The following is a 16036-nucleotide window of genomic DNA, read 5'->3' on the forward strand; positions in this document are numbered from 1 at the left end:
GTTTTAATTGAGAGCTGTATTACAAGGTTAAGAGTCCAACTTAATGATATATCTTTGGTTGATGAAGAAAAAATTCTATCTACAGGTGTAAGTGGGATTGTGAAGATTGGTAATACTCATTTGCAGCTTATTGTGGGAACACAAGTTGATTTCATTGTGGATTCTATGAATGATATTTTAGGGTAAGGAGAAAAGCATGATCATATTAAAAGTCTTTAATAATAACAGTGTAGTGGCTTTGAATGAAAATCGACAAGATGTTATATTAACAGGATCAGGAGTTGGTTTTCAAAGAAAAGTAGGGGATATTGTTGATGAAAAGAAAATTGAAAAAATATATGTTTTTCAAGATGAACAAAAGAAAAGAATTGAGGATTCTTTGAAAAGTATCCCTATTATATATTTTGAAATAACTGAAGAAATTGTTCAAAAGGCTGAAACTGTTTTGGATACAAGTTTTAGTGGAGAAATTTTTATTGCAATTGGTGATCACTTAGCATTTGCTGTTAAACGCAAACAAGAAGGTGTTTATTTACCTAATATTATCCTTTCAGAAACACGTACTCTTTATAATAATGAGTATCAAGTTGGACAATGGGCTTTAAGACTGATTGCTAAAAAAACTGGTGTGATGTTAGATGAAGATGAAGCTGGTTATATTGCTTTACATCTTGTTAATTTTTCTTTATCAAATAAATCGAATAATGCTATTAAAATTTTAACACTTACAAAAGAAGTTTTGGAATTAATTCAGAAAACAATGAAAATAGAATTACAGGAAGATTCATTAGCTTATTCAAGAATATCTATTCATTTAAAATATCTTGGAGAAAGAATATTTAGAAATCGAAACAATCAATTTGAAGATACAACAGCTAATATTCGAGATATGCTAAAAGAAGATCCACGTTTAGCATTATGTATTAATAGAATTGTGAAACTCATAAAAAACAGATATGATTATAATTTGTCGCCTGATGAACAAACATATCTTTGCATCCATCTTCGTAAAAATACATAACTTTCCAATTTACAAAAGATGGAAAAAACTGTTGACAATGAAGTGCTAGAAAGGTTATCATAATGGCGTAAGGATTGTTACTAATACGATTAGGCAAGACCTCAAAGGAAAACACGATTAAGTGTAGACCTTTGAGGTCTTTTTTTGTCTAAAATAGCAGTCCTACGAATTGAAAGGGAGGAAAAAAATGGGACAATTCAAGAAAAAAGTATTTGCTGTTATAGCAAGTATGGCTATGGTGATTAGTTTATTTTCTCATGTTGGTTCGGTATATGCTGCAATGCCAGAATATGAAATTTATCCAACACCACACACAATAACGTATCAAAATAGTGACTTTATTTTAAGAGATAAAGTAAATGTTGTCTATGAAGATGGCATTGATAAATATACAAAATCAAGACTTAAAGAGGTTACTGATATTAAGAAATTATCTATTTCAACATCATCTGCACTAATTGATAATTCTGATGAATCAGTAACAGAAAAAGTTACAAATATTTTAGTTGGAATAAAAGGTTCAGGAGGATATGTTGATCAATATGTTCAAAATAATAAATCTGTTTCTCATGACTTATTTGATAAGAATGATTCTTACTATTTAGAAGTCAATGATGGAACAATTATTATTCTTGGTAAAGATACAAATGCAGCATTCTATGGATTAACAACTCTTTATCATGTCTTTAATCAACTAGAAAGTCGTACAATTCGTCATTTTACGGTTGAAGATTATGCTGATGTTGTGAGTCGTGGATTTATTGAAGGATACTATGGAAATCCTTGGTCAGTAGAGGATAGAGCGGAATTAATGAAATTTGGTGGATATTATAAAATGAATACATATTTTTATGCACCAAAGGATGATCCAAAACATAAAGATAAGTGGGATATTTTATATACTCAAGATGAAATTAATAATTTAATTAAACCACTTGCAAAAGCGGGTAATGAATCAAAATGTAGTTTTGCCTATGCACTTCATCCATTTGGATGGGCAAGAACATTTAATTTTGATAATTATGATGAAGAATTAGCGAAATTGAAAGCAAAGTTTAAACAGGTTATTGATTGTGGTGTTAGGCAGATTGCAATCTTAGCAGACGATTTCCATAATCCTGGAGGTGCCAATGGCTTAAAATTAATTAATGATATATCAGATTGGCTAAAGAATGATGTTCAAAAAGAATATCCTGATATGAAAACAACTTTACCATATATTCCTTATGATTATATGGGAAATGGTTCTGGAGCAGAATTTACAGAACTAAAAAAAGCACCTAATAATGTTCAACTGGTTATGACAGGTGGTGGAGTTTGGGGTACAGTGAATACAAATTTCACAAACACATTTACAAATAATGTTGGACGTGGTCCATTCTTATGGATTAACTGGCCATGTTCAGATAATGCAACAAATCGTTTAATAATGGGTGGCTATAAAGAATTTTTAAATCCAGGTGTAAGTCCTGATAAAATTCAAGGTATTATGTTAAATCCAATGGAACATTCTGAACCAAGTAAAGTTGGAATATTTGGTAATGCTTGTTATTCATGGAATATTTGGCAATCAGCCAATGAAGCAGATCAGGCTTGGACAGATAGTTTTAAATATGTAGATCATAATACGGCATTAGATACAAAATCATCAAAATCTTTGCGTGAGATTTCTAAACATATGATTGCTCAGAATACGGGATTAGATGAATCATTAGATTTAAAATCTCAATTAAATAGTTTTAGATCATCTTTAACAAATAATACAGTAACAGTTGAGACATGTGATGCTTTAATACAAGAATTTCAAAAATTAAAAGAGTCAGCTGCATATTATAAGAATTCAGGAAACAAACGTTTAAGAGAACAAATGGCACCATGGTTAAACTGTTGGGATGATACAATGGAATCTGGTATTTCTTATTTAGAGGGAATCAAGGCATCTTTAAATAATGATAGTAATGCCATCATTGAATATAATACAAAAGGTTCAAAGGCTCTTGCAGATTCTCAAAAACATCATTTTATTACAAAGAATACAAATGATGAATATGCTTTAGTTGGATCAAAATATATCACACCATTGATTAAAGATATGTCTAGTTATTTAAATAAAAAAGTGGAAGAGATTACAGATCCAAACTATTTTGGGCAGACATTTATAACAAATCGTACTGATTTTCCAAATGGAAGCTTAGATAATGTTTTTGATGGAAATGATGCAACGAATATTCAATATACAACAACAAGTCAAAATGAACAGTGGATTAAATCTGGTCAATATGTAGGTGTTGAATTTAATAAGGCTATTGAAATTCATGATATTAGATTTTTACTTGGTAGTGGTAAAAATAAATTTGAACATTCAAAATTGCAGTATACAACAGATGGAACAACATGGACAGATTTAGATGGAACTATTTATGATTTTGCAACAAATATTTCTAATCCTGCTGAAATTAAGGTTGATGAATTATCTTTAACTGCCAAAGGTATTCGTTTAATAACGACTCAAGATAATGCTGTTGATGCATGGCTAATAGTTTCTGAAATAACTATTAATAAGGCAGAAGGAAATCCTGATAAAGAACCTGAAAAATTAGAAATTACAAATGTTGAATTGGAGAATATTGTCATTGCTCCTAATGGTGGAAATATTGCTAATTTGACAGATGGAAATGAAAATACAGAAACATTTTTTAGAAATCCAAGTGGTGCTGATAATATTGAAGCTGGAGCAGCCATTATTGCTGATTTAGGTGAAAGTAAAAATGTAGGATCAATTGCTTTTGTTCAAGGATTAAGCAATGGAGCAGATGTTCCAAGCAATGCAATTATTGAGTATAGTGAGGATAAAATAAATTGGACAAAATTAACTGATTTGTCGACTGAACAAAGACAAACATTTAATGGTAATGGAATACAAATGCGTTATATTCGTATTCAAAATACTGCTAATAAGAATATTTGGTGGCGTGTTGGTGAAATAACAGTTTATGCTTTTGACACATCAAATGATACTACTCCACTCTCTTATACTGTTATAAAGACACCAACATGGAGAAATGGTGCAGGTGGTAGTGAAAGTGATAATGATAGCAAGTTATATGATGGTGATGATAATACTGCTGCTTATTATGATCCGGCAAATAATGGTGATGAAGGACGTACAAATGATGTAAGTGAAGTTGGTGATTATATTGGTTATGATTTAGGGAAAATCGCATCTCTTGCTAGTGCACATATCGTTATTGGTAATGGTTCTAGTGATAAATGGACAAAATATCATTTAGAATACTCTGTGGATAATACAAACTGGACAACAGTGAATACATATACAAGTTCGACTCAAAAAGATGTTATTGATGAAAACTTAGGTGGAATTCAAGCACGTTATATTCGTATTGTTAATGATGAAAGAATTACAAAATGGTTATATTTTTCAGAATTTACAGTGAAAGAGATAAAGAGTGGTATCAAAGATTATGTTTACACAAATCAAGATAACAGTCCAATTCTCTCTAATTATGAGGAAGATCTTTATAGTTTGAATGGTGCAACATTAACATTAGGAGTGAATGAATATTTTGGTATTCAATTACCTAATATTAGAATGATTGAAAGTATGACATCTGATATTGCACTATCTTCAAATATAAAGTTACAGGTTTCAAAGAATAGTATTGAATGGATTGACTGTGCTAATTTTGAGTTGGCAAAACTTATAAACGCACGTTATATAAGAATTGTAAATACAGGAAGTTCAAATAAAAATATAACATTTAATCAATTTGAAGTGAAAACATTTAGTATTAAAAAAGCAGGTTTCTATGATTCTAATATACAAATCAATGCAGCCTATGGTGATGGAGATATGCGTCGTGCTAAAAATTCATATAATATTTTTGATGGAAAATTATCAACATCTGCAAGTATTGCAGGATATCCAACTCAAGATGGATATGTAACGTTTGACTTGGGTCAAGAAAGAACTATTTCATCATTGAGATATTATATTAAAGAAACAGATCAAAATTATATACGAGATGCTATTTTTGAAGTTTCAAATGATCCTGCAGGTTCATCATGGACACCAGTTTTAGAAATTGGAGATAGAGTAGAGAATACAGGAGCGGATACTGATGGGGGAAGTAGTACAACTGCAAAAACATACTCTGAACTTTTACATGATAGTGTGAATCCAGGAAATATGTATAAAGAAAATATATTAGCAAATGGTGCAAAAGCGGTTGGACGTTATTTAAGAGTGAGATTTACAGCACCATATAAAGATAGATTTGCTGCATTTAATGAAATTGTTATTAATAATAATGAATATGTGACAACTGAATCTAACCATGACTTTACACTTGATGCTATTGAAGAGCCAGGTAAAATTCCTTCTCATATGTTGGATAATGATTTATCAACGACTTTTAAATCTTCACAACCAAATAGTTCATTCATTTATCATGTATCTAATCCAAATGAAATGAAATCAATTCGTTTTGTTCAAGTTGGGGAAGTTTCAAATGCTAAAGTGAATGCTGAAGTTTATGTGACTACAAAAGGGCGCTCTACAACGCCTACAACAAAAAGTATAACACTAGGAACATTAAATCAGCCAATTAGTGAGTTCAAATTACCAGATGGATACTTATTTAAAAATGTATCTGTTACATGGCTTGACAAAATACCTGAATTGGCAGAAATAATTTTGATGAATACAGCGATGGATACAACAGCATCTAAAATGAATTTAAAAACATTATTAGATAACAAGGAAAATACTCAAGCATGGACAAATTCATCTCAAGAGAAATATGAGATGGCTTATCAAACAGCAAAGAATATTTATGATAATGAAAATGCTTCTGTGACTTCAATAGAATCAGCTATTTCTGGCATTCAATCAGCGATTGCTAATAAATTGATTAAATATGTTGGAACAGAATTAAAAGATTTAATTAAGCAATCTGTAGACAATGATACTGGAGTCTATACAGCAGCAACTTATCAAGCCTATTATGATGCTTTAAGTGAGGCTAAGTTAGTTGTCAATGATGCAGATTTATCAATAGAAAAAGCAACACAATTAATAGATGAATTAAAAATGGCAAAGAATAATCTTGTATATTCTTTAAATCAGCAGGAAATTGCTGTACTTACATTATCTGAGTTAAAATCTTATGATGAAAACTCTTATTCAAAGGCAGGTTATAAAGCTTATCAAGAGGCTATAAAAACATTGCAAGATGCTATAACTAAAGATCAAAATGCTACAACTCAACAAGAAAGAGTACATCCAGATGAAATTGAAAAATTAATTCAAACATTAAAAACTGTTGAAGAACAATTGGCTGATATTACAATCTTAAAAGACTTAATTCAAGAGTTTAATTCATATCCAGAAAAGTTATATATTGTAGAAACATTTAAGGATTATAAGAACGCTATTAATGAAGGAACTCAACTGTTAGAGACTGGAACAAAGACACAAGTTGAATCAGCTATTCAAAAGATTAATGTTGCCAAATCTAAATTAACTTTAAAGCCAAATGTCAATCTACAAGAAGTTATCGAGGAAGCAAAAACATTAAATAAAGAGCATTATACAACAGATTCATATACTCAGTTAACTAAAGCGATTGCAGATGCATCAAAACCACATGATAGTGCTTATGATTATGATTATGCACAAGCTATTTTAAAAGCGAAAACAGAGTTGGTATCAACAGTTGCTTTAAAGAATAAAATTAAAGAGGTTCAATCTTTTGATGAAAATCTATATACATTGACTTCTTGGAAGACAGTAAAGACTTTATTAGGACAAACTGATCAATTAATGATTAATGGAACAAATCAATTGATGGCTCAAATGATCAATCAGTTGAATAAAGCATTATTGAACTTGCAGAAAAGAGCAACTTCAATGGATGAATATAGAAAAGCTATTGTCCTAAAAAATTCAAATTTATATACAAAAGAATCTTATGAAAAATATTTAAATGCTTATCATTACTTAATGAGTTTGCCACTAGATGACACTGATGGCCAAACATATATTCAAGCGAAAGTTGCATTTGAAAATGCAACAATAGCATTAGAATTAATTGAGAAAACTCAAGATTCTGTTCAAACAGGTGATAATATAAATATACCGTTTATTGGAGGAATTATGTTGCTTGCTGGAGCATATATTATTTTTGAACAAAAAAGAAAATATAAATGTTAGTTATTGAAAACTCATCATCTTATCTCATGATGAGCTTTTCTTTATAAAGCATTGTCACTATTTGTCGTTATTGTTTTTAATAATTATTGTTTTCTGTTAATCGACGTGTTATAATAATGAAAAGATGGATTGTGACTATTCAATTAGGCAAGGCTTGTAAGTTTTTACTTACAGTTCTTGCCTTTTTATGTTTTCAATTCGATAAAGAGGGAGAGTATTATGAAATTATTGTCTAAGATTTTTATAATTATTGTTATGATTTTTTCACTTATCAGTCCTAGAATTGTATTTGCAAGTGAAGAGAAAACTTATGGAAAAGTATATTACTTGGATTCTCACATATCTAAGAATGATGGTAATGGACTCAGTGAAGAGAATGCTTTTAATAGTTTAGAAGATATCAATAATTTGATGTTACAGCCTGGAGATAAAGTGCTTATTAAAGCAGGATCACAATTTACAGGAACATTATGGCCAAAAGGTTCAGGTTGTGCTGGATATCCAATTGTTATTGATATGTATGGTGAAGGGAATAAACCTATTATTGATGCAAATGGTTCTTATTTTATGCCTCAAGTTAAAAATTGGAAAGGTGCTTTTACTGGTCAAAATGGTGATCAAATAGGAGCAGCAGTTTATTTGTATAATCAAGAATATATTGAAATCAATAATCTTGATGTTAAAAATACTGGAGATAATGTTAATCGTGATCGTAGTGGTATTAGAATAGAAGGGTATGATTATGGTCAAATTAATCATATATATATTCGTAATTGTGATATTCATGATGTAAGAGGATATAATGGTCAAGATGATATTTATCCAGTTGTTCCAACAAATCCAGATGGAAGTCCATTAGATGGTTATGTGGGAGGGGATCAATCTAATCCTAACACATCTAATACATTTTGGGGAGCACGTACAACTCATCGTACTGGTGGTATTAATTTAGTAACTTATACAGCAAGAGAAACAGAGGCACCTAATGATTTTAATGTTGCTGTACAGGAATTAGATACGACAAAGAAAGTCACAACGTTTAATGATGTATTAATTGAAAATAATAAAATTGAAAATTGTCAAGCTAATGGTATTACCACAACAAATGTTAAAGGAACTTTAGATGATGTAGATTTTAGACATACAAATGTTATTATTAGAAATAATTATATTCATAATGTCACAAGAGCTGGAATTATCCCACTTTATACAAGTGGAGTTATTGTTGAACACAACAAAGTTGATACTTTCCAAAGCACATTAGAAGGATATGGATGTGGTATTTGGTGTGATCGAGCTAATGGAATGATTTTTCAATATAATGAAGTTTGTAATGGTCAAAATGGGAAAGATGGTATGGCCTTTAACTTAGATGATATGACACGTGATGGAGTGATTCAATACAATTATACACATGATAATTATGGTGGTGGTTATATGTTACATGTTCGTCAAAAATCATATAATCGCAATAATACAATTCGTTATAATTTATCAGTCAATGACAGTGGAGCATTTTTAGATTATAATGCTCAAATTGTTGCAGTTGGAGAAACAGATGTGACAAAACTTGAAAGTGCAAAAGTATATAATAATACTTTTATTTCTAATAAAGATTGTCATGCAGTTTTTGAAGGAGATGAAGTTAATTATAATAATAATATCTGGTATTTTACAAATCCAACTGTAGCAGGTCGTAATCAATGTTTTCAACCTGGAAAAAATTCAACATTTGACAACAATGCTTATATTGGTTGTATAGCACCACAAGATGATAATCAATATACTGATGATCCCCAATTTGTTGGTGGTAATTCTTTATTTAACTTGAGTCAGAAAAATGCTTTTTCTAAAATAGCATTGAAAACAACTTCACCATATATCAATAAAAGTATTAATGTTTCTGGAAATGGTCAACAGGATATTCTTGGTCAACCATTAACATCTTATAATCTTGGAGCAATTGCTGGTCCAGGACATAATGTTAAGGAGATACCACAAGCACAGACAGTGAAAGCTGATGATAATAATGTTAAACGTTATTTCAGTGATGGAACTTTACAAACAGTTGTTATTCAAGAAAGCGTATTAGAAGCAGATACAAAGTGGGTGAACACAACTTTTAATGATGAACCAGTTATTTATACCAAAAAATTAAATAATTATCTTGAAATACCATTTACAGGAACTGGTGGGACAATGAAATTCAAACGTGGAGCAGGTGCAGGAAATGTACGAGTTGATGTGTTTGAAAAAGGGAATTTGTCTACACCAGTGAAAACAGTGAATTATAATACTTATAATGCATCTGCTGATGTAGTGACTATTAATGACTTACAAGGATTAAGTTCTGATAATAAAGATTATATTGTTAAAGTTTATAATAATGAAAATGGGAAAGCATCAAATTTTATGTCATTAACAAGTGAGGTTGCTTCAGGTAGTGATATGCAACCAGGGTGTCAAAATGATAAAGTTGTAGGAATAGTTATTGAAAAACCAACATTATTAACGATTCCTTTTGGGAAAAGTGATGCAAGCATTGCTATGAATGCGCATACTTATATGGATACTTGTTATCCTCAAGATGTAACAATCCCAGTTCAATATTCTATTAATAATGGTGGTCAAGTTAAAGATCATATTTTAACAGTTACACAGCCTGGACAATACAAAGTGACTGCGAGTGCAACTTATAATGGAAATACAGTTACAGCAACGACGACACTGATAGTCGAAGAAGGGCATGAACCTCAAGTCAATGAAGAACCTTTACATACAAAAACTTTAGAAAATTTAATTCATAATTGTCAAAGTTTAAACTTAAATGATTTTATTTTAGATAAACAAGATGTGTTTAAAAAGCAATTGAATGAAGCAATTGAGTTACTAAAGAAAAACAATTTAACTCAAAATCAAATAGATAAAATGGTAGACTCACTAAGTCAAGCTAAAAAACAGTTAATCCAAATTCGTTTTGATGCTGAAGACAGTGCTATTAATCGTACTGGTAATTGGGTAGAAATAAATGAGGAGACTTTGGATAAAGGAACTGCTTTAAAGTCAGGAGCAACTGATGAAAAACTAAGTCTCATGATTAATGGAAATGAAGTTTCTGTTTATGGAAGAAAGGCAGTTGGAACTGGAACAGTAAGATTTGTTATTACTGACCTGAAAGATAATAGGGAAGAACAAATTATATCAGAAGATATAGATTGTTATAGTGAAACAAAAAAAGATAAAGAATTATTGTTTCATTGGAAACAAGAGGATAATGGAAACTATCGTTTAGATATTATAAATACAGGCCAAAAAAATTCAATTGCAACGAATCGTGATACTAATGCAATTATTGACTATATACATGTAGAACGTGCAAATATTGAAACATTGGAGAAGACTGCTTTGATGGAACTGATAAATGAATATCAAAAAATCAATTTCAATCAATATCAAGACAATCAATATAAATCAGATTTCATCACTCAATTGGTTCATGCAAAAAATTTATTAATTTCAGCAACAACACAAAGCCAATTAGATGATATGGTTATTACTCTTAAAACTGCTAAAGAAGCTATGTTACTTAAAGAAAGTACAACAGTACCAAGTGATCATGTTAATATTAAGCAAGAAGGAAAGTTTACATTAGAAAATAATGCTTTAGTTACAAATGAAAAAGGTGCGAAATTATCTTTTGCATTTTATGGTGATGGTATAGAATTATCAGTAGGTCAAACTGCTCAGACAGGATTAATTAAAGTCACTTTATATACTATAAAGAATCAAAAAGAAGAAGTTTTAAAGACAGAAACGATAGATACAAGACTTACAAATAAGCGCTCAATGACAAATCCTCATATATTGTTTGCTTATTATGGGGTTAATGGAGAATATCGTATAGAATGTGAAAATTTAGATATAACTCAGATGATTATTAATGGTTTTCAAATCATTGGAGAATATAAAGCAGTTGTCAATAAAGCTGACTTAGAAAAGAAAATATCTAAAATAGAAAAAGAAAATATATCAAGTCAACAATATACAAAATCAAGCTATGAAGCTTTTATAAAAGCGTTAAATAAAGCAAAAGATACTGTTGCTTCAAGTGATAATCAACAAGTGATTAATGATACATTAACTGAATTGACAACAGCATATAATCAATTGGTCCGTGTATATATAATTCGATTTGAATTCTTTAATAAGCAAATAAAAGAATTTAAGATATCAGCTGGTTCAAGTTTCAAAGAAGAAATCGATGAGAAATGGCCAAATGATAGTAGAACTGGTTATCAATTTGATGGTTGGAAAATAAAAGGTAGTCATGATCTATTTGAATCATCAAGTCCTATCACACAGGATATTGTTCTTGTACCATCATTATCAGCAATTCAATATGCAATAAATTATTATGATGGAAGTGTCGTAACGACTGAACGCTTTACAGTAGAAGATCAAATACATTTAAAAACTCCAACTAAAAAAGGTTATAAATTTATAGGGTGGTATAATAATCAAAAATTTGAAGGTCAAGCAATAACACAAATAAGTCAACGTATAGGCAATATTGACTTATATGCAAAGTGGCAAAAATTGGATAATATAGAAAATAAATTACCAGAAAAATCTCAGAATGATAGTGTAGAAACTGCTGATACTTTCAACTTTTTAGGATATGCTCTTTTGTTTGTAATAACAGGATTAGGAAGTTTATATTTAAGAAAGCGATATTTAAAATCAATGAAGTCATCTAAAAATTGATAAATTCATCTACAAGAAGCTCAATTCCATTTCAAAACTGAGCTTCTTTATCTTATAAGAATTTGGATACGTCAATATATAATGGCTTAAAGCATTGAATAATGGGATGCTTTGTGCAATAATAAAAGTGGAAAAGTTTTCAGAGTGAAATGAATATACATATATTTATGTATTTTTGTTTGCTCTTTTCTTTTTATAAAAGGTTCATTATACTTAAAATCACTATCTCTTCATTAAGAGATTATGATTAAAAATGAGCTTATAAGGATATTTTGGCTATTAAAAATGACAGTAGTACTGAAAATTGGGACTATGACTTTTGTAATGATTTTTTTCAAATTATAGGTTTTGGTAAGCAATAGCCAGTTTTTCGATTGAATGGCAAAAATGGTTAATCAAACATTTCTTCTCTTTTTGTTGAAGGTACAGATGGTAATGCCTTTTCTATTGCTGAAAATCAAAAAATAAAAGTCATAATGGACATAAATAATGATTTTCCAATTCAATTGAAAGGCAAGAATTATACTTTAATGAATTATGGTTATGTTGAGTTTTTGAGAACTTATTTTTTAACTGAGAATATTGATTCTTTTTTTTATTAATCAAAAACACCTGTTAAAGTTCAGGTGTTTGAGGGAGATTAGGTATTTGAGTGATAGCTGATACATGAGTAAGATGAGAATAATAGTCAAACCACATATGAGATGAAGAAAAGAAAGATAAGATAAATTGACATGTTGTGAGAAAGAAAATAATTATGAGTATAATAATACTTCCATAACACAATAGAGGAGATAGTTGATTTGATAGTTTAAGAAATTGATAGAAATAATAAGGAGTTGGAATAATCAGGAAGTATAATGGAAGATAGTGAATAAGATATTGATACTTCTTTGTACCAGAAGGATTTTCTAGAACGATTTTTGTCATTATTTTGCCAGGTGTTTGTCCATTGTGCATAAATGGTAAAAGAATATAAAAGAGAATTGTAATCCCAAAATAACTGATATGATATGGAACTTTCAAAAGATGTAGAATCATAATAAGAATGAAAATAAATAAAGCATCTATAAGAAAAGCAAAGAATTTACGAGGCTTTGATACTTTTTGTCCTTGTTCATAGGCTATTGAATCAAGTTTTTCTCTTGTTGGTAAAAAATGAGCAAAAAGTGGACATATAGCATATCCTAACATCCCACCAAGTGTATTGGTGATTAAATCATCAATCTCAAAAAGACGATATGGTCGAGGATAAATTCCAAATAAAGCACTGAGTTGGATGAGTTCAAATGATAATGATAAAAGAAAAGTAAAAAAGATTGTTTTCTTAAAGCTCAACTGAAAGTAATATCTTAAATAGATTCCGAAAGGAACTGTTAGAAGGATATTAAATAAGATGACTCGCATATTTGGCTCTAATAATGTTGATATATATGTAGATGGTTGATTCCATACAAATGGACTTGCTTTTATAATTTGTGGAACTGAATAAAATGGTGTGAGTTTCATTGTAGGAGAAGTCATTTTCGCAACTGATTCTACTGATGGTAAAGGTAATATTGTCATGAAATAGGCATTGATCAGATAATAAATAAAAGAAAAGATAATTAAAGTTCTGAGTATTGGAATGGCTCCATACTTATAATATTGATAAATAGCATAAGGGAGAGTCAAACAAAAAGCGATGATAGGAAAAACAATCATCGCTACTTGGATAGGGATCAGATAAGTTGACATTTCTATAGAAGACCCATCTCAATCATTTTTAAACCAATATCTACAGAATTATAAGCGGCACCTTTCATTAACTGATCAGCAACAACCCATAAACTTAAAGCATGGTCATTATCTAAATCTTTTCTCACACGTCCAACATGTACCAATTCATCACCAATGAATAAAGTTGCCATTGGATAAACTTGATTTTCAATATCATCATAAAGTTCAACACCATGTGAAGAAGATAATAATTCAAAGACCTTATCAATATCTATTGGTTTCTTTGTTTCAATATAAACTGACTCACTATGACCTCTTAAAACAGGAACACGAACGCAAGTTGCATTCACTTTGATATCTTTATCAAAGATTTTTTTTGTTTCATTAACCATTTTCATTTCTTCTTTAGAAAAATGATTATCTAAATCAAATTTATCAACTTGTGGAATACAGTTGAATGCAATTGGATAATGTTTCTTATCTCCAGCACAAGGAAGTGTTTTTGCAATAGGTTCTTTTCCATCTAACACTTCTTGAGATTGTCTATAAAGTTCTTCCATACCAGCAACACCTGCACCAGAAACAGCTTGGTATGTAGAAACAATGATTCTTTCAATATCAAAGTATTCATTTAATCTATTTAACGCACTTACCATTTGAATTGTTGTACAGTTTGGATTAGCAATAATTCCTTTATGGTTTCTTAACGCTTCACCATTGACTTCAGGTACAACCAAAGGCACTTCTGGATCCATTCTAAAATGTGAAGTGTTATCAATATTAATGCATCCCGCTTTCACTGCATAGGGCACATATTTCTCAGAAATACTGCCACCAGCACTCCAGAAAGCAACTTCAACATCTTCAAATGAATTTTCTGTTAATTCTTCAACAACAAACTCATGTCCTTCATATTCTACAACTTTACCAGCACTTCTGGCAGAAGCTAGAAGTTTAAGACTTTCAAAAGGGAAATTGAATTGAAAAATACATTTCAACATTTCTCTTCCGACTGCACCAGTAGCACCTACAATTGCAACTTTATATTTTTTCATTTTATATTTCCTCCTTAACCTAAGAACGCTTCATGTAATAACACTTGGGCTTTTTTGACATCATCTCGATCAATATAACATGAAATGTTAATTTCACTACAAGAAGTCATTTCTACATTAATATCATTACTCATTAATGTATTATATACTTTTTGGAACATTCCTTTGTTATTTTTAATACCAACACCTATAACAGCTACCTTACCAATATTTCCTCTCACAATTGTTTTTTGAGGTTTTAAGATTTCTTTTAAATCATTGATAACTTCCACAACACCAGGAACATCTTTATCATTGATGATTAAAGAAATATCCATCTTTCCTCCACCAACTAAAGCTTGATTAAAAACATTGACGTTCACATTGGCTTCTGCAATCTTTTCAAAAAGCTGACCAGCGCCATTCACCTTGGCATCAACACCAACAAGTGTGACACGTGCTTCATTTTGTGAACCAGTAATTCCTGAAATAATTAATTGATTTAAATGGTCTTTCATGATTTTCTCATCTCCTAACACATATGTTCCTTTTCGACTATCAAATGAACTTCTTGCATGAATGGTAATATTATGCTTTGCGGCTAATTGAACACACCTGTGATTCAAGACTTTTGCACCGTTTTTAGAAAGTTCAAGCATTTCTGCATAACTAATATACTCTAATTGAATGGCATCAGGGACAATACGCGGATCAGCTGTATAAATACCATTCACATCACTATAGATTTCAACCTCACTTGCATCAATAGCAACACCAATTGCTACAGCAGATAAATCACTACCACCACGTCCCAATGTTGTCACTTTTCCATTTTGTGAATAACCTTGGAATCCAGGACAGATAACAATATCAGCACGCTTAAGTTTATCAGTAATATGACTTCCTTCAACATTTGTAATTGTTGCATTCATATGATGGGAATCTGTTAAAATTCCTAATTCAGTATTTGTCACTGTTTCCACTGAATAGCCCATTTCAGATAATTCACTTTTGCATACTAATGTTGATATTGTTTCACCAATGCTTGTTAAACGATCAATTTCTTCATCTGTTAATTCATCAGTATTGACAATAGAAAGAAGTGTATCAGTAGCATATGGATCATCAAAGCGTCCCATTGCACTCACAACGGCTACAACCTTGTTTCCATTTTCTAGTTCACGAATAATGTTTTTATACATATGCTCACGGGTTTCTACACTACGTGTTGAGGTACCACCAAATTTTTGGACAATAACTTTCATT

7 protein-coding genes are annotated in these 16036 nt (G+C 30.4%); 4 read left to right on the forward strand and 3 right to left on the reverse strand.

Annotated elements, in window-relative coordinates:
- The first annotated feature begins 54 nt into the window (after positions 1 to 54).
- The 4 genes from GQF29_RS18860 (at position 55) to GQF29_RS11000 (ending at position 12017) form a co-directional block, all read left to right on the forward strand.
- Positions 55 to 186, forward strand: a complete 132-nt coding sequence (locus tag GQF29_RS18860; protein ID WP_017143926.1) for a PTS sugar transporter subunit IIB — start codon at positions 55 to 57, stop codon at positions 184 to 186.
- A 10-nt stretch (positions 187 to 196) separates the two neighbouring features.
- Entirely contained in the window at positions 197 to 1021 is an 825-nt protein-coding gene (locus GQF29_RS10990) for a PRD domain-containing protein (RefSeq protein ID WP_008787371.1), read from the forward strand.
- Positions 1022 to 1208: 187 nt separating this feature from the next.
- Positions 1209 to 7253, forward strand: coding sequence for a beta-N-acetylglucosaminidase domain-containing protein (locus GQF29_RS10995; RefSeq protein ID WP_008787372.1), 6045 nt, complete (start codon positions 1209 to 1211; stop codon positions 7251 to 7253).
- A 219-nt stretch (positions 7254 to 7472) separates the two neighbouring features.
- Positions 7473 to 12017, forward strand: a complete 4545-nt coding sequence (locus GQF29_RS11000; protein WP_017143924.1) for an InlB B-repeat-containing protein — start codon at positions 7473 to 7475, stop codon at positions 12015 to 12017.
- 615 nt (positions 12018 to 12632) lie between these two features.
- On the opposite strand, the gene GQF29_RS11005 is transcribed toward GQF29_RS11000, so the two are convergent.
- From GQF29_RS11005 to GQF29_RS11015, 3 genes are read right to left on the reverse strand one after another with little or no spacing between them, the layout of a single operon-like run.
- A complete protein-coding gene (locus tag GQF29_RS11005) occupies positions 12633 to 13754 on the reverse strand; it encodes a VanZ family protein (RefSeq protein ID WP_008787374.1) in 1122 nt (373 codons plus the stop codon).
- Positions 13755 to 13756: 2 nt separating this feature from the next.
- Positions 13757 to 14791: an aspartate-semialdehyde dehydrogenase gene (locus tag GQF29_RS11010; protein WP_117598752.1), complete on the reverse strand. Its 1035-nt coding sequence runs from the start codon at positions 14789 to 14791 to the stop codon at positions 13757 to 13759.
- Positions 14792 to 14805: 14 nt separating this feature from the next.
- Complete coding sequence (locus tag GQF29_RS11015; RefSeq protein WP_117598753.1) at positions 14806 to 16035, reverse strand: aspartate kinase; 1230 nt, start codon at positions 16033 to 16035, stop codon at positions 14806 to 14808.
- Position 16036: the final 1 nt, after the last annotated feature.

The sequence above is a fragment of the Coprobacillus cateniformis genome (assembly GCF_009767585.1).
Classification (GTDB): Bacteria; Bacillota_I; Bacilli_A; order Erysipelotrichales; family Coprobacillaceae; genus Coprobacillus; species Coprobacillus cateniformis.

Coding starts and splice junctions, on each gene's coding strand:
- GQF29_RS11005 (WP_008787374.1), bottom strand. CDS start 13,754: ATGTCAACTTATCTGATCCCTATCCAAGTAGCGATGATTGTTTTTCCT.
- GQF29_RS11010 (WP_117598752.1), bottom strand. CDS start 14,791: ATGAAAAAATATAAAGTTGCAATTGTAGGTGCTACTGGTGCAGTCGGA.
- GQF29_RS11015 (WP_117598753.1), bottom strand. CDS start 16,035: ATGAAAGTTATTGTCCAAAAATTTGGTGGTACCTCAACACGTAGTGTA.
- GQF29_RS10995 (WP_008787372.1), top strand. CDS start 1,209: ATGGGACAATTCAAGAAAAAAGTATTTGCTGTTATAGCAAGTATGGCT.
- GQF29_RS11000 (WP_017143924.1), top strand. CDS start 7,473: ATGAAATTATTGTCTAAGATTTTTATAATTATTGTTATGATTTTTTCA.
- GQF29_RS10990 (WP_008787371.1), top strand. CDS start 197: ATGATCATATTAAAAGTCTTTAATAATAACAGTGTAGTGGCTTTGAAT.